This is a genomic window from [Clostridium] innocuum (assembly GCA_012317185.1).
GTDB lineage: Bacteria > Bacillota_I > Bacilli_A > Erysipelotrichales > Erysipelotrichaceae > Clostridium_AQ > Clostridium_AQ innocuum.
Genome location: CP048838.1, coordinates 1450943 through 1468164 on the forward strand (window position 1 = coordinate 1450943; position 17222 = coordinate 1468164).

Consider the following 17222-nt stretch of genomic DNA (forward strand, 5'->3'; position numbering starts at 1 on the left):
GGAATACCTGCAGCTAAGCTGCAGGTAATTCTTAAAAAGAAAGGTGATTCACATGTTAAGAAAAGAGTTGAAAGCAGTTCTGTACAATAAAAAAACATATCTAATATTCATTTTCTTTATGTTGATTATGTTGCTGGATCTGTCAATAAATTATAAAAATAATGTAATATCACAAGGAGATCATTTAGATTGGAAAAATGTATTTAGTCCCGCATTTATGGCATATCTGAGTGCTAAATCAGAAGGACATATTGGAGCAATGCTATTCTCTTGGTGTATGCCACTGTATATGTTGATATGCATTTCAGATTCCTATACAACTGAATATAAATTGCATTATCATACAGTTCTAGCGATACGATGCGGACGAAAAAAGGAATATTTCTCTAAACTGAAAGCTTCTTTTCTTGTTGGCTTTTGTATGACATTCATAGTATTGCTCATAAATTACTTACTTGCTATTTTACTTTTTCATCAGGGAATGAGATCTGGTGAATACATGCATACCACCTTAAATGCATTATCTTTAATACAGCCTGAGCTAACATATATTGTCTACATGTTTGTTGCGGCAGTGATATATGGGCTTTGTTCAGTTTATTGCAGTGCGTTGAGCTTTTTTCTTAGAGATGTGAAATTCTTGTATGCAGTATCCTACTTTATTTGGATGTTTCTGATATCGAATCGGTTTAGTATTATGTATTGTGAACAACCATTTATTGAATATGGATTTACCTTTGTAGTACCAGCACTACTGCTATATACAGGAATCGTACTATTGTGTGTCTATTTGGGTTATCGAAAGAAGGTGAGTAAGGATGACTTATAAGCAAAAAAACTGGAAATTATTACTAGGCCTTTCTATTGCCTTTTTAATATATATGTCTATTCGCTGTTATTTCAAATATAGAAATAACCCAACTGATGTAATCTTTGACTTGGTTGATGTTCGTGTGTTTGCTTTGGCGTCAGTGACATCCCTAGGCGGAACTGATAAAATGTATACCATTTATGCTTTACTGTATATGATTGCAATCTTATTAATGATGCAGAAGTGTACAGCCCAGCGTATTACGAAAGGTACAAGAAGAGGATACATTAAACATGTAACGCTTCTTGTTCTGTTAATTGCATTTCTCATGTCCTTCATATTCAATCTGGTAGCAGTAGTAAACGTGCATTATTTTTTCAGTATAGAGAGTTTATGGAATGGTTCCTATTATATCGCTCAGTTTCTATCATTTCTCCATATCTTTCTCTGCTTTTACATTCTTGGACAGGTGTATCTTCTGTTATATGTCATTACTCAGAGATCATGGTTGAGTACTGTTCTTGTTTTACTGGGAGGGATTGGGATTATGACACTCGATGTTCCACTCTTGTTTTATCAAGTCGATGTGTTTGAAAATTTGTACGGAACTTATTCAGATCATCAGCTGCATTTCGCGGACTGGTGCTGGATGATGGTACGTCTGGGGATTGTATCTTGCGTGCTTTTCGAAGTAAGTAAACGTTTTTTTCAAAGAAGGTCATTGTTGAAATGAGAAATTCTTATAAATATTGGGCTTTTTTCCTGATGATGCTGTTTAGTGAATATCTGTTGATAATGAATGGTACAAAAGATGCAGGAGTATTGTATGATGGCATTATGTTTCATAGTCGATTTGAATTTTATCTCATGAATTTTTCGTTGTTTTGCGTATTACCACTCTATTTCTTTCATATCTTCGAAGATCTGATAACAGAGCGATCAGCACTTTATGTGACACGAGGGATAAGCAGAAAGGTGTTTTATAGATTATTTGCTAAGAAAATAATCATGGGGGTTTTCTTTTATGAGATTTTAAAGATAATCATATACCTCATTATTGGATTTTTAGTTTATGGAAAAAGTTTCTATATTTCAGATTTTTCCTTCCTGATCGGTATGGCGGTGCTGAATATGGTGATTGAAATAGGGATTATTCATATGCAGATGTATTTAGAAATTTTTAATAATTCACGAATTGCCTTGTTTGCTGTATTACTGTATTATCTGATATCTGTGATAATGGGAGATGTGTTATTTACAAATGAAATATATGGCATACCCTTTATCTTGTTTATACCAAATGCAATAATGCAGCTGCGATTAGAGGTTATAACTATTACATCGATCGCATTTCTCATAATAGGCACAATTTTAACAGTTCTGGTTTTCATGTTTGGGCAAATGAGGTTTTGTAGAAAGGATTTATTGTAAGAGGTGATGATATGAAGATGCGAATGAATAAGCAGACCTTACAGATTTTTTCGATGATAGCTGCTATCATGATTTTTCGTTGGTATATGAAATATCGTTTTATTGAAAGTCCATTACCGCTGGAGGCATTTATAAGTGTATTCTCAACCCAATCTCTATTCACGAATATTACGCATTTATTGAGCTTTTATACATTGTTTTATTTGCTCTTATTAAATACTACAATACCGACGATGGAGATTCAGCTTCTTTCTCGCTTGAATCGAAAATTATATATGCGAGAATACCTGAAGCATATTGCCTTATGGGCATTTCTATTTTCCTTATGGCTAAATATACTTACAATTTTACTGGCATTGATCCAGTTAACGGATTTCAAAACCCTATGGGATACCGGTTGTTTTATTGGATGTATATTTAACACTCTTCACTGGACACTGTGTTATATTGTGCTAGGGTGTATTTATGTGAGCTTGTTGCTGAATACTTCAAAACGCTGGCTGTCTATGTCTCTCACAGTAGTAATGGCGATTGCAATCATCTTTGTAGCACGGTTCTATAAATTCACATTTCTATTTACAGAAATGGACGTATATGGAGCGATATACGATGTGCATAGTACCGGATTAAGCTTGATATTTTATGGAATAAACTTGGCGAAACTGCTATTATTGGTATTCTTGCTATACTCTTTAAACTATATATCATTCAAAAAAAAGGATATTTTAAAAGAAATCATTTAGGAGGATAAATAAACTATATGAGTGAACTTATTTTGCGTCATGTTACGAAGACGCTGAAAAATAGAAAAGTGTTGAAAGATATTACGGCAAGGTTTGAAAGTGGTAAAATTTATGGATTTTATGGTAGAAATGGTTCTGGAAAAACGATGCTGCTTCGGGCGATTGCAGGACTTATTTATCCGGAGGAGGGAGAAATCTGCATAAATGGACAAAAGCTACAGGAGGATATTGATTTCCCACCGGATATGGGGATTATTATTGAACATACAAGTCTGCTGCCGCAATATAGCGCATATATGAATCTAAAAATGCTTTCAGAAATTAGGAAAGTCGCAACAGATGAGGATATTCGCACTGCACTGCGTAGGGTGAGCTTAGATCCAGATGATAAACGCAAGGTAAAGGTATACTCTTTAGGAATGAAGCAGCGTTTGGCAATAGCACAGGCAATTTTCGAACATCCGAAGCTGCTTTTACTGGATGAGCCAACAAATGCTTTGGATGAAGAAAGTATCAGAGAAATACGGACACTGCTTCTGAATATGCGAGATGAAGGTTGTATGATACTTCTTGCCAGTCATAACAAAGATGATTTAAAATTGCTGTGTGATGAAATATACAGGATGGATGAAGGCATGCTTTCTAATTTTGATGATTATATTACGAATAAATAGGATAGTCATCTGAATTTGGTTAAATAATAATGTAAACATTGTGTAAATTTCCATCATCCGGTTTACAAATGTCCCTGTTTTATGGTAAACTGTAAGTCAATAAGGGAGTAGTCAGCACAGAATTTCTGTGTGAAGCCGGTCAACAAACCCGAAGAGTGTATCTCTTCTGGCCTGCATTCAGCGATTGACGAGACTTATAGAAATTTTCTATAGTCTCGTTTTTATTTTGAAAAAATGTCAAGACTATAGAAAAGAATCATAAACAGGAAAGTAGAGGTCTTGAGATTGAAACAGATGTATGAGAAAGACGTCGCCCAGGTAATGGAAGAGCTGGGGGCAGTAGAAACAGGTCTGCGCAGCGAGGAAGTCGCAGAGCGTCAAAACACCTATGGAAGAAATGAGCTGGAGGAAGTAAAGCCGGTGCATCCGTTTATCGTCTTCCTTTCTCAGTTTAAGGACCTGCTGGTTATCATTCTGATTGCCGCAGCTATCATTTCCATGGTAAGCGGAGAATTGGAGAGCACGATCGTTATTCTGGCGGTTATCACCATGAATGCTATTCTGGGGACCGTGCAGAGCATCAAGGCACAGAAATCACTGGATGCCTTAAAGCAGCTGTCCACACCGCATAGCCGCGTCCTGCGTGACGGCACGCTGATGGAGGTGTCCAGTCAGGAATTGACAGTGGGAGATATCCTGTTTCTGGAAGCCGGAGATGTTGTAGGCGCAGATGGACGGATCATTGAAAATCATTCCCTGCAGGTCAATGAAAGTGCACTGACCGGTGAGGTTGAGAGTGTGCATAAGGCCGTTGATACCATAACGGGGGAATGCGGTCTTGGAGATCAGAAAAACATGGTGTTCTCCAGCGGACTGGTAACCTATGGACGTGCCCGCGTCGTTGTTACAGCGGTAGGAATGAAGTCGGAAATCGGTAAGATTGCGACACTGATGAATACAGCACAGGATCGTAAGACACCGCTGCAGAAGACACTGGATGATTTCAGTAAAAAGCTGAGTATTGCGATTATCGCCATCTGCATTCTTGTATTCGCCTTAAATGTATGGCAGGGGAATGCAGTTATGGATGCACTGATGTTTGCCGTTGCACTGGCTGTTGCCGCAATTCCGGAAGCACTGGCAAGCATAGTGACGATCGTGCTTGCCATGGGGACAAGCCAGATGGCAAAAGAGAATGCGATCATCAAGAACATCAATTCCGTGGAAAGTCTGGGCTGTGTGTCTGTTATCTGTTCCGATAAGACAGGAACCCTGACCCAGAATAAAATGACAGCACAGCAGGTATATCGGAATCATGAGCTGCTGCACGCCAACAATTTAAAGGAATCCTCACCGCTGGATCGTCTGCTGCTGCTTGGCTTTGCGCTGTGCTGTGATGCCACGACTAATGAAAATCAGCGAATCGGAGACCCCACGGAGCTTGCTTTGGTAGATTTGCTGGAGCTGTATCGTATCGATGAACTGAAAACCAGAGAGAAATATCCGCGTATCGATGAGAATCCGTTTGATTCCGAACGGAAGCTGATGTCCACCCTTCATGTAATCGATGGGGAAAACAGATTGCTGCTGAAGGGGGCCTGTGATGAAATTCTGAAAAAAGCAACATATATACAGACGGAACAGGGCATCCGTGATATCACGGAGGACGATCGTGAACGTATCCTGCAAATGAATCATACCTTCGCGGATAACGGTCTTCGTGTACTGGGCTTTGCGACACGGATTGTCGAAAAGGACCATATCGAGGTGGAGGATGAGAATCAGCTTATTTTCCTGGGACTGATTTCTTTAATGGATCCTCCGCGTGAGGAAAGCAGGGCCGCTGTTGAAAACTGTCAGCGTGCCGGTATCATTCCGGTAATGATTACCGGGGATCACAAGGTGACAGCACGCAGTATTGCCAAGGCACTTGGAATCTATAAGAACGGGGATCAGTGTGTGGATGGTACGGAGCTGAATGCCATGAGTGAAGAAGAACTGATGAATCGTCTGGAGCACATCCGTGTCTATGCCCGTGTTGCTCCGGAGCATAAGATTCGCATCGTCAACGCATGGCAGAAAAAAGGAAAGATTGCGGCAATGACCGGAGATGGTGTCAATGATGCTCCAGCCTTAAAGCAGGCGGATATCGGTATTGCAATGGGAATCACCGGTACCGAGGTCAGCAAGGATGCCGCCAGCATGATTCTGACGGATGATAACTTTGCGACTATCGTCAAGGCTGTTGCGACGGGAAGAAATATTTATGCCAATATCAAGAATGCGATCATCTATCTGCTGTCCGGTAACCTGTCCGGCATTATCTGTGTACTGGCAGCCTCCCTGTTATCTCTGCAGGTACCGTTTTTGCCGGTGCATCTGCTGTTTATCAATCTGGTGACAGACTCCCTTCCTGCTATCGCCATTGGAATGGAGCGCAGCACCAAGGATATACTGAAAGAGAAGCCTCGCGATCCATCCGTTGGTATTCTGACGCCGGCAACGATGAAGCAGCTGGGAATCCAGGGAATTCTGATTGCCATTGCGACAATGAGCGCGTATTTTCTGGGTCTGAAGGAAAGCTGGGCAATCGCAACGACCATGGCCTTCTCAACCCTGTGCCTGTCCAGATTGTTCCATGGCTTTAACTGTCGTTCTCAGCGTTCTCTGTATCGCATCGGTCTGTTTACAAATAAGTATTCCATTCTGGCCTTTGTGATCGGATTCTGCTTTCTGAATGCAATTCTGCTGTGGCAGCCGCTGCATTCCTTATTCTCGGTAACGACGATAACCATGACACAGCTGTTTACAATTTATGGACTTGCCCTGATACCAACAGCGCTTATTCAGCTTGGCAGAATGCTGAGACACCGCTAATGATAGATATGCAACCAAGCTCTAAGGCAGTGACCGTCCGGTCACTGTCTTTTTACTAGACCTGCTTCATAGCACAGAATGAAAAGGAGCGCAGCTGTTTACACAATTTATAAAAACATGAGATTCCCGACTTTAAACATGTAGTATTCCTGATTCAGTTACGTGCAACACATAGGCAATGCCATCGTACAAAAGAAAAGGAATCCTTTGAGGGAGCCGGATATAGAAGCTATGCTGATAACGATCTCTGGGAACATGTCAGGTTCGGATACCCTAGGAAATATCTGGAGAAACTGATGGGAAGCCGGCATTTTATCTTTGCCAAATTCAGACATGGCTGTCTGGAAAGCGTGTATGTGAGAAAAGCCGTTGTATACTTCGTACTTTTGAGCATTGAGCCTGCCTATGCATAGGAGGATACTGGTATGTATGAAACGCTAGAGGGGAATGCCAGTATAGGGCCACTTACGTTCCATATGACATGTCATATGGACTGCTTTATCATTGGTAAAGGAAGAGCAGCTTGACAACATGTTTTCTGTTCCCTTTGCCGTCTGCTATTTACATTTGTAAAAACGGCGCTATAATTATAACCATTGGAGGAATGGTATCATGCCTAGAATTGGTAAACGAATCCTGAAATCTTCACTGGCAGTATTTTTATGCTTTCTGATTTATCTGCTGCGAAATGAGGAGGGGATAGTATTTTATTCCTGTATTGCGGCTGTGTTATGCATGCAGCAGGATACATCCCATACACAGCGTGTTGCGACCAACCGTGTTGTCGGTACTTTGGTCGGCGGATTCTGCGGAATGCTTGTGCTGCTGTTTGAAAAGCATATCCTGCCGGGGAATACGCAGCTTATGCAATATGCTCTCATATCCTTTATGATCATTCCAGTGATTTATATTACCGTGCTGCTGAAGAAAACCTCAGCCTCGTATATTTCCTGCGTGGTGTTCATGAGTGTTACCGTATCGCACGGTGCCGATGTGAATCCCTATCTGTTCGCGATCAACCGTATGATTGATACCCTAATTGGTATTGCGGTTGCCTATGGTATCAACTGCATCCACCTTCCTGTACATTTGCAGAAAGAGACGCTGTATGTATCCACACTGGATCACACGCTGCTGCAGGAAAATGAACAGCTTTCTCCCTATACAAGGGTGAAGCTGCGTCAGCTGCTGGAGCAGGGGGCTGCCATCACTCTGGCGACGTCCCGTACACCGGCAACGCTGCTGCCCATACTGGAAGGCATTCCCTTGACACTTCCTGTTGTCGTCATGAATGGAGCTGCTCTATATGATTGCCGTACGCAGACCTATTCGCACAGTCGCTGCATGAAAAAGGAACAGGTGGCGCAGCTGCTGCAGCTGTTGGACGAGGAGGGAATGAATTGCTTTCAGCATGTCATCCTGCATCATATTCTGCATGTGTATTACAGTGATTTCCGCAATCCTCTGGAGGAGGAATATTATCATGAAATGCGCAGGCTGCCGTATAAGAGCTATGTGTACGAGCAAAAAGCACAGGCACATGCCTGTGTGTGTATAACGATTATGGATACCATACCACGCATACAGCAGCTGTATACGCGGATGCAGCAACAAAGCTATGCGGCTGATTTACAAATCCATATCCGGTTCAGTGAAGAGCATCAGGGATATAAGGTATTGGATATATACAGTGTGGATGCTACGAAGCAGGCTGCTGTCCACATTATACAAAGAGAGGGCGGTTTTGAGCGTCTCTGCGTGTTTGCCTCTCATCAACGGGATGCGGCACTGATCAGCAGTGCAGATGAGGCTTATACCGTATCTGAGGGAGATGCGGATATGCAGGAGCTCTGCTGTGTGCTGGGAAGCAGGGAAAGGGACAGTGTGATACGTGAGATAGAACGAAGCTATCACGGCCATCGAAAAAGAAAATAAAAAGCAGAAACGACAATGCCTTCCTTTCCATATCCATAACAGGAAATGGGAAAGCACTGTAAGCTTTCTGTTTTTCTTTATACAGGAAAGGCTATCGACGAAGACTGAAAGAGAGGACTTTTCAGAGGTTGTTTTCAAGCTCTACACAGAAGCGGTATGCATTTTCCGGAAACAGCAGAATATCGCGCCCGTCGTAACAGTGAATGCAAACCTTATCCTTCGCATATCCCACATTGAAGGTATCCTGCTGTTTGACGCTTTCGATCTCATCATAGCGCAGAAATCCGCCCCTTCCATTCCACAGCGATTTATGATAAATCAATCCGCTTTCATTCAGGATATATTCATTGTGCGGCGTATAAAATCCATAATAGCAGATCATAAAGAGGATCAGCAGCGTCCCTGCGACGATACCGATTTGAAACAACGCGTCAAAGGATATCGGCAGTATGGATATGAAAATAATGGTAATGATGATAAAATTCACAATCTGCTTACGGGAGCGAAAGTGAATTTCCCCCTGATATATCTCCTGTTCCATGGCCTGCCTGCCCCTTTGGTAAACTCTGTTTGCCCCCAGATAAAATATAATGAAATACAAGGGCCATAAAAATGTCGTAATACGGAAAAAGAGTACATCCGCATCTAACAGCAGCCCGCATACATGCAGGGCATTCATAAGCAGTGATGGAGTGAATCCGAGTGCCGGAATGACAAGAATTTCAAAATTGACATCAATGCCGATAACCTGCTGATAACAGGAGCGAAGCAGATAATAATAGGTGACGGCTCCAAGCAGACTCATTGCGAGGCTCATATAATTGAAGGTGCTTTCCTTCTGATACATTTCCTTATAGCCGTAAATGATCATGAATACCATAAACGCGAGGATTACGGATTTTGCAAGCTCCATATACAAGTCCTTCAGGGTATCCATCTGGCGTTCATCCAGCGGTGCCTTACCCTTGGTTTTCGCATATCGGATAATGTCGCGAAGCAGTGAAGTCTTCATCCTACAATTCCTCCTTGTCATAGTCGTCTTCCCAGAACAGATCATCCAGATGCTTATGCAGGGCAATGCAGATTTTAATGCAAAGCTTGATGGTTGGATTGTAGCGTCCTGCTTCAATCAGTCCGATGGTCTGCCGTGTTGCGCCTACCTTGCCGGCAAGCTCCTCCTGGGACATATTCAGCTCCATGCGCGCCATTTTGATTTTTAGATTTTTCATAGCTGCACTCACCTGTTCCTTCTTCTACGTATATTATTATAGGAAAATCAAGCTGGAAAAGCAAGGAGATATGAAAAATATATCTTACAAATGCAAAATATATATTGCATTGAATGGTGATCTGTACTATAATGCAAATAGATTAAGGAGGGAAACAGTATGGAACTGCAAGTGCATGATCTGCATAAGAGCTTTGACGGAAGAGAAGTCCTGCATGGAATTTCCTTTTCCATATCAAGCGGCAAGGCATTGGGACTGCTGGGACGTAACGGTGCCGGTAAGTCTACGACGATTCGCATTCTAATGGATGTGTTCAAGGCAGATCAGGGAAATATGAGTATGAATGGCAAGACCTTTCATGCAAAGGATTACAATATCGGGTATCTGCCGGAGGAGCGCGGTCTCTATCCGAAGAAAAAGGTTTCCGAGCAGCTGATTTATCTGGCAACGCTGCGCGGCTTGTCTCACGGTGAGGCAAAGGCCAATCTGAAGAAGTGGCTGAAGCGGCTGGGAATCGAGGAATATGAAAACCGTGTTCTGGATACCTTAAGCAAAGGAAATCAGCAGAAGGCACAGCTGGCACAGACACTCATGTGCGATCCGGATATCGTCATTCTGGATGAGCCGTTTTCCGGACTGGATCCGGTCAATTCCCAGACGCTGAAGGAAGTCGTTCAGGAACAGATTCAGGATGGAAAGCTTGTGATTTTCTCCTCCCATCAAATGAATTATGTGGAGGAGTTCTGTGAGGATATCGTTATCCTGCATCATGGAGATGTGGTGCTGCAGGGAAATCTGAAGCAGATCAAAAAGGAATACGGAAAGAACCGTATCGTAATTCGTGCATTGTATCCAAAAAAGCAGGAGTTTCGTGAGCTGCTGGAAACACAGTGTCAGGAGCTGCTGCATATTTATGAGGAAAAGGACGGCGGCTTTATTATCGAGCTGCAGCCGAACGTCAATAAACGTGACGTGCTTACAAGAATGCTGGAGCTGGAGGTTGACCTTGAGGCATTCCAGCTGTATGAGGCGTCCTTAACTGATATTTTTGTATCAAAGGCAGGTGATGAGGAATGAGAGATTTCTTACTGGTTCTGAAATTTGAATTACAGACAATGGTACGCAAGAAGTCATTTCTGATTTCGACGGTGCTGGTAGCGGCTGCGGCTTTTGTCCTGTTGTCCATTCCACGTGTTTTCTCGGATGATAAGGGAACGGATGATTCGGCATCAGAAAAGGATAAAACGATGCTGATTTATGATGGAAGCGGTATTTTGAAAAACCGTGAGCTGGCGGAAAAGAACTTCCCTGAATTTCAGATTTCCTATGCCAATTCCTTATCCGAGGTAGAGGAAAAGGTGAAGAAAAGTGAGGCAGATGCCGGCTTTGAGGTGAAAACGCCGACGAGCTTCCAATATTATGTGAATAATTCCTCCCTGAATGATGCGAATTCCTCACGCTTTAAAACACTGCTTCAACAGCAGTATCAGGCAAGTGAGCTGGCAAAGCTGAAGTATGATGCAGGTAAGGTTCAGGCGATTTATCAAACAGAGGTCATTTCGGATACGACGGTATTGGGAACGGACGGTATGAACAATTATTTCTATACCTATGTGCTGATTCTGGTGCTGTACATGATGATTCTGATTTACGGCAATCAGATCGGTGTCGGTGTGGCCAGTGAAAAAAGCAACCGTGCAATTGAAATACTGACAACGAGCTGTTCACCGAATGCTTTGATTTTCGGTAAGGTTATTGCGGGGGCGATTGCCGGTGTCGTACAGACAGCCATTATGCTTGGCTCCTTCCTGATTGCCTATCAGCTGAATGCGGATGTATGGGATCATATGCTGGATAAATTCCTGGATATCCCTGGTCTGGTGCTGGTTACCTTTGCCCTGTTTGGTATTCTGGGCTATCTGCTGTTCAGCTTCCTGTTTGGCGCAATCGGAGCTCTGTGCTCCAAGGTGGAAGAGGTCAACGGTGCCACTATGCCGATTCAGCTTCTGATAATCGCAGTCTTCATCATCAGCTTTATCACGCTACAGAATCCGGATACGCTGCTTGCCAAAATCATGTGCTATGTGCCGTTCTCTTCCTGGATGTGCATGTTTATCAATGTGGCGATGGGAAGTGTATCCACAATGGAAATCGTGATATCTCTGGCTCTGCTTGCGGCTACTACGGTCGCCATGGGACTTATTGGTGCCAGACTGTATCGCAGAGGTACGCTGTCCTACGGTAATTCCGTGAAGCTTAAACATATCATGAAAATGGTAAAGCAAAAAGATTAGAGGCGTTGTCATTGGAATATATCATGTATGCCTTTCTGGCGATGGTGCTTTTGATGCTGCTGTGGGCACTGCGCCTTTGGTACCGTATGCATCAGGAAGAGACAGTGTATGCTGTTTATAAGAAATTGAATTATATTTTCTGTGCTGCCTTTCTGTTACTTGGCATTTTAAATCTGTACGATGAGAGGCGGCTGCAGTATGGGATCATCCTGATGGCACTTGGTATTCTGTATGGAATGAGAAGAAGCGGCATCTCACAGCACAACCTGTATGTGGACGGAAGAAGAATTCCTTTGCAGCCGGGGAAGCTCATCACACAGAAGGAACAAGATGGCTGTCTGCAGCTGTATTATGAGCTGGGTGTTCATTACGGCACACTGAATTTTTCAATCGATAAAAAAGAACAGATAACTCAGATTTTGAAGAATCAGGGATATTGAACATCATTGTATAGCGGCTGTGAACAGGAGGTTTCTCTTTCTATCATATAGGAAGAAGGCCTCTTTTTTCTGTTTGTATCTATAGAGCACATTCCGGCTTGAAATAGGAGCTTTTAGAGTTCGTAATCAGACTTATCAAAGCATTTTGTTTTTCTTCTGTTTGCATAGGGTTAAGATTTTGTAAAATGATGATGTTTGCACTGATGCCATGATAAACTATCAGGGAGGTGAAGTTATGATGACAAGCTGGGAACCGGTGGTGGATTACCTTCTGGAGAACATGCAGAAGCAGACATATAAAAAGGATGAGCGTCTTCCAAGCGAGCATGAGCTGGCACAGCGTTTTGAGCTGACAAGAATCGAAGTGCGAAAGGCCTATGACCGCTTAAAGGAAATGGGCTATGTATACTCTCGGCAGGGAAAGGGCAATTACTATGCGGGATATCTGGAGAAGGTGGAGCTTGTACTGTCCTCCACAGACAGCTTTTCCATGAAGATGAGTCCATTGGCAGGCCGCTTTTCTACACGCCTGCTAAGCTGTGAGCGCATCGCCTGGCACAAGGATATTCATGAGCGCTTAGCGGTGGTGCAGGGAGAGCCTGTCCTCTGTGTGAAACGGCTTAGATATCTGGATCATATGCCAGCGGCAATGCATATTTCCTATGTGCGGGAAAAAAGCTTTCCAAACATCAGGGAATGTCTTCAGAAAAATCCGAGCCTGTATGCGTATTTTCAAGGCAGGGGTATTCAGGATATCGCCACTGAGGATACACAGCTAACCATTTCCACACTGAATACGGATGAGCGTCTCTACATGAAGGTCAGTGGAATCGTACCCTGTCTCATGCTGAAGGGCGTAAGCAGAGATTGTAAAACAAAGGAGATACTGGAGCTATCCACCATTATCTATCGGGGAGATAAGTTCATTTTCCGTCTGTGATTGTTGGAAATATAACAATTTGTTTACCCGGCATTCACAAATTTACCGCAAAAAAGCCTTATCATATGCATGTGCTGAGAAAGCATGAACAAATGATAAAAGGAGAAGAATCAGTGATGAAAAAGATGGTGAATCTATGCATGGCAGCGCTCTTATCCTGCAGTATGCTGGCTGGCTGCAGCTCTGGAAAGGATAACAGCGGTACCGGGGAGAAAAAGGATATTACAATTGCCTTTTTGCCGAATGAGGATGAAAATGCAGAACGCAGCAGTGAGGCTTTTCATATGCTGAAGGAAGAGGTACAGGCGGCTTTGGGCGATAACTACAATGTGAAAATCGCAAAGCTGGACAATTACAATGCGGTTATGGAGGCAATGGTATCCGGAACTGCACAGATTGCATGGGAAAGCGGGGCAACGTTTGCGGCTTCCTATATGAAGGATGATAAGATCCAGCCGATACTGTCCTATGGACCAAACGGCGATCCGGAAAAGAGTGGTTATAATGCCTATATTGCGACAAACAAAAAGCATGCGGCTGATTTTCAGGGAATGAGTCGGGATGAAAAGCTGAAATCACTGAAGGGAAAATCCTTCGGATTTGTATCTCCGACCTCTACCTCCGGATGTCTGGTACCAACAACGGCGTTCTGGAAGCTGTTTGGCCCGGATGGTGATAAAACCGTGTCCAAAAAAGAACAGATTAATATTAAGAATGCGGCTGATGGAGGTGTTTTCTCCGAGGTGCAAAACGGAGGAGATCATCAGGGGGCAGTTCAGCTGCTGGTGAATGACAAGGTATATGCCGGTGCTTTCTGCTGTACGTATGGCGACAGCTTTAAGGATCAGCTGGATATACTGGATACGACCTTTGTTCCAAACGGACCGCTCTGGGTAAATACCTCGGCACTGAATAAAGAGGAAATCAGTAAGCTGACGGATCACTTTGTAAACCTGACAGCGGATACCGCAAAAAACAAGGATTTCTTCGATCAGGAAAAGGGCTTCTTCTTTGAGGCAGAAGAGGATCCTGCGACCTTCAAATTCTTCAAAACCGATGTTTCCCGCTATCAGTTTATTCTGGATATGTATAAGGATCAGTAGGCGTACACAAAAGGTATGCTCCTTATGGGGGATATGAAATCAAATTGAAAAAAGGGAATCCAATGCTATTGTATACATCAATCGCGCCGGATTCTCTTTTTCATAAACCGCAGATGTCAATGCTGTTTTACAGATGAAGGGAATGCATACAACAGACAGTATGGGAAAAGGAAACACGATGCCTTTCTTCGTTAAAGGAAGGATTACGAAGGCTTAACAGCCGCTTAACACACAACAGGCAAACCCGGGGTACAATAACCATGTGGTATAAAAAAGAAAAGGTGGTATCGTGAATGAGTGATATATTACGTGTTCAAAATGTTTCAAAGACATATGAAGACAATGCGGTTCAGGCCCTGCGTTATGCCAGCTTTGAAGTGCATGAGGGTGAGCTGATCTCGGTGATCGGACCAAGCGGCTCAGGGAAAAGTACATTGCTGCGCTGTATCAACCGGATGATTGATGTGAGCGAGGGCAGCATTCAGTTTCTCAATTATGAGGTAACGTGTGCAAATAAACGGCAGATCAAGGATATCCGCCGGAATATCGGTATGATTTTTCAGCACTACAATCTGGTCTATCGGTTGAATGTTCTGGAGAATGTACTTCATGGAAGACTTGGCTATTATCCGACATGGAAAAGTACGCTGGGAATGTATTCGCAAAAGGATATCGAGCAGGCCGCAAAGCTTTTGGAAATGCTGGGACTGGGAGATAAGCTGTATGATAAATGCTGTGATCTTTCCGGCGGACAGAAGCAGCGTGTCGGGATTGCGCGGGCTTTGCTTCAGAATCCGAAAATTATGCTTTGCGATGAACCGATTGCTTCTCTGGACCCGCAGTCAAGCAAGGTGATTATGGAGCATTTAAAGGCGATTACCACAAACATGAGGATTCCCTGCATTGTGAATCTGCATCAGGTGGATGTTGCCCTGCATTATTCGGACCGCATTATCGGTATGCATCAGGGAAGCATTGTTTTCAATGGAAAACCGCAGGAGCTGGGAAGTGATGTAATTGAAAAGATTTACGGAGTCCCTATGAATGAGCTGATCAGTAAGGTGGAGGAGGTGAAGGCATGAGCTATTTTACGAAAAAAAGACGGTCCCTGGGCATGTATGCTGCTGTCACCATTGCTCTGCTGGCACTGTGTACCTGGCGTCTGGAAATTGACTGGGGTCTCATTCTTGCGAACTTTCAGGTATCCGTTGTGCGCTTTACAAAAACGTATCTTCCAATGGACTTTTCACAGCTGCGGGAACAGCTGTATCAGCTTTGGATTACCGTTGTGATATCCATTGCCGGAGCGTTTGTCGGCATGCTTCTTGCCTTCTTCTCCTCTCTGGCTATCTCCAGCAAAACCTCCCGTTACCGGGTTCTGAAATATCTGGTCCGCGCTCTTGCGTCATTGACCAGAAATATTCCGGAGGCTGTCTGGGCGGTTCTGCTTCTGCCACTGCTGTGGTACGGTGATTTTCTCGGCTTCCTCGTCTTGTGTATTATCTCCTATGGCTTTTTAACCCGTTCCTTTGCGGATTCCATCGACGAAACAAATGCCAGCTGTATCAAGGCTCTGGAGGCAACCGGTGCCAATTACTGGCAGATTGTCGTTCATGCTGTGATTCCGGAAACCATGCCGTCTCTGATTTCCTGGACACTGTACGCGGCGGAAAACAATATCCGAAGTGCTACGGTCGTCGGAATGCTTGCGGGGGGCGGTATCGGGTATCTGATGAGTATTTATCAGGGAGGACTGTATATCGGCTATACGGGGTATCAGCTGATGGCATCCTGCATTCTGCTGATTATAATCACGGTGATTATCACGGATCAAATATCTGCACAGATTAGAAAGAGGATTATCTAATGGAAACATATACGCTGACCTCTCCTGCCGCCCCGACGCTGAAAAAAAAGAAAAAGGGACGCTATATCCTGCGCAGAAAAGATACCTCGCGCCTGTTGTCACGGAGTGTGGTGCTTGTCTTTGCTTTTGTCTTTCTCTATTTTATCCTGTTCATCTGCCCCTATCGATGGGATCAGGTACGGCCGCAGCTGATTGCCACGTATCTAAGCAGCTTTCTGGATTTCACTGCCGTTACACAGAAAACGGCGATTGAGGTATTCACCAGTCTGATCAATACAATAGCACTTGCCTTTGTCACGACGATTATCGGAGCATGTATCGGATTCCTGCTGGGACTTATGGCAGCCCGGAATCTTTCACATCCATGGGTGTGCAGTATGGTACGCGGTTTTGCAGGGCTGATTCGTGCCGTGCCGACAATTATCTGGGTGCTGATCTTTATTTCCGGCTTCGGGTTAACAGCTACCACAGCCATTGTGGGGATGAGTTTTCACAGTGTCGCCTACTTCATCAAATCGTATTCCGAAGCCTTTGAGGAGGTAGATCCTGGTGCGATGGAGGCGATGAAGGCAAGTGGAGGAAGCTGGTGGCAGATCGTATGGAGTGCTGTCATCCCGGTATCCTTTACAAAGCTTTTATCCTGGATTGCCATGCGCAGTGAAATGAATTTCGCAGCTGCGGTGATCATCGGTCCTGCTGTAGGTGTTCCGGGGACGATTGGCTCCATTTTGAATTCCTATCAACGAAGCGGCGGTTATGGTACCGTGGGGCTGTGTGTACTGGCAATCTTTATGACAGCGCTGCTGTTTGAAATCATCATCACCCTGTATAAACAGAAAAGTATCGTAAACGACTAGAAGCCGATACGTTCTGCAGAA

General features: G+C 43.7%; 17 protein-coding genes. 15 read left to right on the top strand and 2 right to left on the bottom strand.

Annotated elements, in window-relative coordinates; all coding sequences use genetic code 11:
- The first annotated feature begins 52 nt into the window (after positions 1-52).
- The 7 genes from G4D54_06990 (at position 53) to G4D54_07020 (ending at position 8471) form a co-directional block, all read left to right on the top strand.
- Positions 53-829: a hypothetical protein gene (locus G4D54_06990; GenBank protein ID QJA02188.1), complete on the top strand. Its 777-nt coding sequence runs from the start codon at positions 53-55 to the stop codon at positions 827-829.
- Entirely contained in the window at positions 819-1544 is a 726-nt protein-coding gene (locus tag G4D54_06995) for a hypothetical protein (GenBank protein QJA02189.1), read from the top strand. The genes G4D54_06990 and G4D54_06995 overlap by 11 nt, the downstream gene beginning before the upstream one ends.
- Positions 1541-2242: a DUF2705 family protein gene (locus G4D54_07000; GenBank protein QJA02190.1), complete on the top strand. Its 702-nt coding sequence runs from the start codon at positions 1541-1543 to the stop codon at positions 2240-2242. Before G4D54_06995 ends, G4D54_07000 begins: the two co-directional genes overlap by 4 nt.
- A gap of 11 nt (positions 2243-2253) precedes the next feature.
- Positions 2254-2985, top strand: a complete 732-nt coding sequence (locus tag G4D54_07005; protein QJA02191.1) for a hypothetical protein — start codon at positions 2254-2256, stop codon at positions 2983-2985.
- Positions 2986-3002: 17 nt separating this feature from the next.
- On the top strand, positions 3003-3659 hold the full coding sequence (locus G4D54_07010; GenBank protein QJA02192.1) for an ABC transporter ATP-binding protein: 657 nt from the start codon (positions 3003-3005) through the stop codon (positions 3657-3659).
- Between the two features lie 294 nt (positions 3660-3953).
- The gene (locus G4D54_07015) at positions 3954-6536 is read left to right on the top strand and encodes a cation-translocating P-type ATPase (protein ID QJA05166.1); all 2583 of its coding nucleotides are present in this window, start codon (positions 3954-3956) and stop codon (positions 6534-6536) included.
- Between the two features lie 612 nt (positions 6537-7148).
- Entirely contained in the window at positions 7149-8471 is a 1323-nt protein-coding gene (locus G4D54_07020; protein ID QJA02193.1) for an HAD hydrolase family protein, read from the top strand.
- A 121-nt stretch (positions 8472-8592) separates the two neighbouring features.
- Here G4D54_07020 and G4D54_07025 read toward each other — a convergent pair whose 3' ends face one another.
- Positions 8593-9483, bottom strand: coding sequence for a hypothetical protein (locus G4D54_07025; protein QJA02194.1), 891 nt, complete (start codon positions 9481-9483; stop codon positions 8593-8595).
- 1 nt (position 9484) lies between these two features.
- Positions 9485-9700: a helix-turn-helix transcriptional regulator gene (locus G4D54_07030; protein QJA02195.1), complete on the bottom strand. Its 216-nt coding sequence runs from the start codon at positions 9698-9700 to the stop codon at positions 9485-9487.
- A gap of 159 nt (positions 9701-9859) precedes the next feature.
- Between G4D54_07030 and G4D54_07035 the strand changes: the two genes are divergently transcribed.
- From G4D54_07035 to G4D54_07070, 8 genes are all read left to right on the top strand, one after another.
- The gene (locus G4D54_07035) at positions 9860-10777 is read left to right on the top strand and encodes an ATP-binding cassette domain-containing protein (GenBank protein QJA02196.1); all 918 of its coding nucleotides are present in this window, start codon (positions 9860-9862) and stop codon (positions 10775-10777) included.
- Positions 10774-11994 carry an ABC transporter permease gene (locus G4D54_07040; GenBank protein QJA02197.1) on the top strand — a complete coding sequence of 407 codons (1221 nt, stop codon included), beginning with the start codon at positions 10774-10776 and terminating at the stop codon, positions 11992-11994. Before G4D54_07035 ends, G4D54_07040 begins: the two co-directional genes overlap by 4 nt.
- Positions 11995-12017: 23 nt before the next feature.
- Positions 12018-12434, top strand: coding sequence for a hypothetical protein (locus G4D54_07045; protein ID QJA05167.1), 417 nt, complete (start codon positions 12018-12020; stop codon positions 12432-12434).
- A 235-nt stretch (positions 12435-12669) separates the two neighbouring features.
- Positions 12670-13374 carry a GntR family transcriptional regulator gene (locus tag G4D54_07050; GenBank protein QJA02198.1) on the top strand — a complete coding sequence of 235 codons (705 nt, stop codon included), beginning with the start codon at positions 12670-12672 and terminating at the stop codon, positions 13372-13374.
- Between the two features lie 116 nt (positions 13375-13490).
- A complete protein-coding gene (locus G4D54_07055; protein ID QJA02199.1) occupies positions 13491-14477 on the top strand; it encodes a PhnD/SsuA/transferrin family substrate-binding protein in 987 nt (328 codons plus the stop codon).
- 293 nt (positions 14478-14770) lie between these two features.
- Positions 14771-15559 carry a phosphonate ABC transporter ATP-binding protein gene (gene phnC / locus G4D54_07060; GenBank protein ID QJA02200.1) on the top strand — a complete coding sequence of 263 codons (789 nt, stop codon included), beginning with the start codon at positions 14771-14773 and terminating at the stop codon, positions 15557-15559.
- Positions 15556-16344 (top strand): ABC transporter permease subunit, encoded by a 789-nt coding sequence (locus tag G4D54_07065; GenBank protein QJA02201.1) that lies wholly within the window; start codon positions 15556-15558, stop codon positions 16342-16344. Before phnC ends, G4D54_07065 begins: the two co-directional genes overlap by 4 nt.
- The gene (locus G4D54_07070) at positions 16344-17201 is read left to right on the top strand and encodes an ABC transporter permease subunit (GenBank protein ID QJA02202.1); all 858 of its coding nucleotides are present in this window, start codon (positions 16344-16346) and stop codon (positions 17199-17201) included. Before G4D54_07065 ends, G4D54_07070 begins: the two co-directional genes overlap by 1 nt.
- The last annotated feature ends 21 nt before the right edge of the window (positions 17202-17222 follow it).

Coding starts and splice junctions, on each gene's coding strand:
- G4D54_06990 (QJA02188.1), top strand. CDS start 53: ATGTTAAGAAAAGAGTTGAAAGCAGTTCTGTACAATAAAAAAACATAT.
- G4D54_06995 (QJA02189.1), top strand. CDS start 819: ATGACTTATAAGCAAAAAAACTGGAAATTATTACTAGGCCTTTCTATT.
- G4D54_07000 (QJA02190.1), top strand. CDS start 1,541: ATGAGAAATTCTTATAAATATTGGGCTTTTTTCCTGATGATGCTGTTT.
- G4D54_07005 (QJA02191.1), top strand. CDS start 2,254: ATGAAGATGCGAATGAATAAGCAGACCTTACAGATTTTTTCGATGATA.
- G4D54_07010 (QJA02192.1), top strand. CDS start 3,003: ATGAGTGAACTTATTTTGCGTCATGTTACGAAGACGCTGAAAAATAGA.
- G4D54_07015 (QJA05166.1), top strand. CDS start 3,954: ATGTATGAGAAAGACGTCGCCCAGGTAATGGAAGAGCTGGGGGCAGTA.
- G4D54_07020 (QJA02193.1), top strand. CDS start 7,149: ATGCCTAGAATTGGTAAACGAATCCTGAAATCTTCACTGGCAGTATTT.
- G4D54_07025 (QJA02194.1), bottom strand. CDS start 9,483: ATGAAGACTTCACTGCTTCGCGACATTATCCGATATGCGAAAACCAAG.
- G4D54_07030 (QJA02195.1), bottom strand. CDS start 9,700: ATGAAAAATCTAAAAATCAAAATGGCGCGCATGGAGCTGAATATGTCC.
- G4D54_07035 (QJA02196.1), top strand. CDS start 9,860: ATGGAACTGCAAGTGCATGATCTGCATAAGAGCTTTGACGGAAGAGAA.
- G4D54_07040 (QJA02197.1), top strand. CDS start 10,774: ATGAGAGATTTCTTACTGGTTCTGAAATTTGAATTACAGACAATGGTA.
- G4D54_07045 (QJA05167.1), top strand. CDS start 12,018: ATGTATGCCTTTCTGGCGATGGTGCTTTTGATGCTGCTGTGGGCACTG.
- G4D54_07050 (QJA02198.1), top strand. CDS start 12,670: ATGATGACAAGCTGGGAACCGGTGGTGGATTACCTTCTGGAGAACATG.
- G4D54_07055 (QJA02199.1), top strand. CDS start 13,491: ATGAAAAAGATGGTGAATCTATGCATGGCAGCGCTCTTATCCTGCAGT.
- phnC (QJA02200.1), top strand. CDS start 14,771: ATGAGTGATATATTACGTGTTCAAAATGTTTCAAAGACATATGAAGAC.
- G4D54_07065 (QJA02201.1), top strand. CDS start 15,556: ATGAGCTATTTTACGAAAAAAAGACGGTCCCTGGGCATGTATGCTGCT.
- G4D54_07070 (QJA02202.1), top strand. CDS start 16,344: ATGGAAACATATACGCTGACCTCTCCTGCCGCCCCGACGCTGAAAAAA.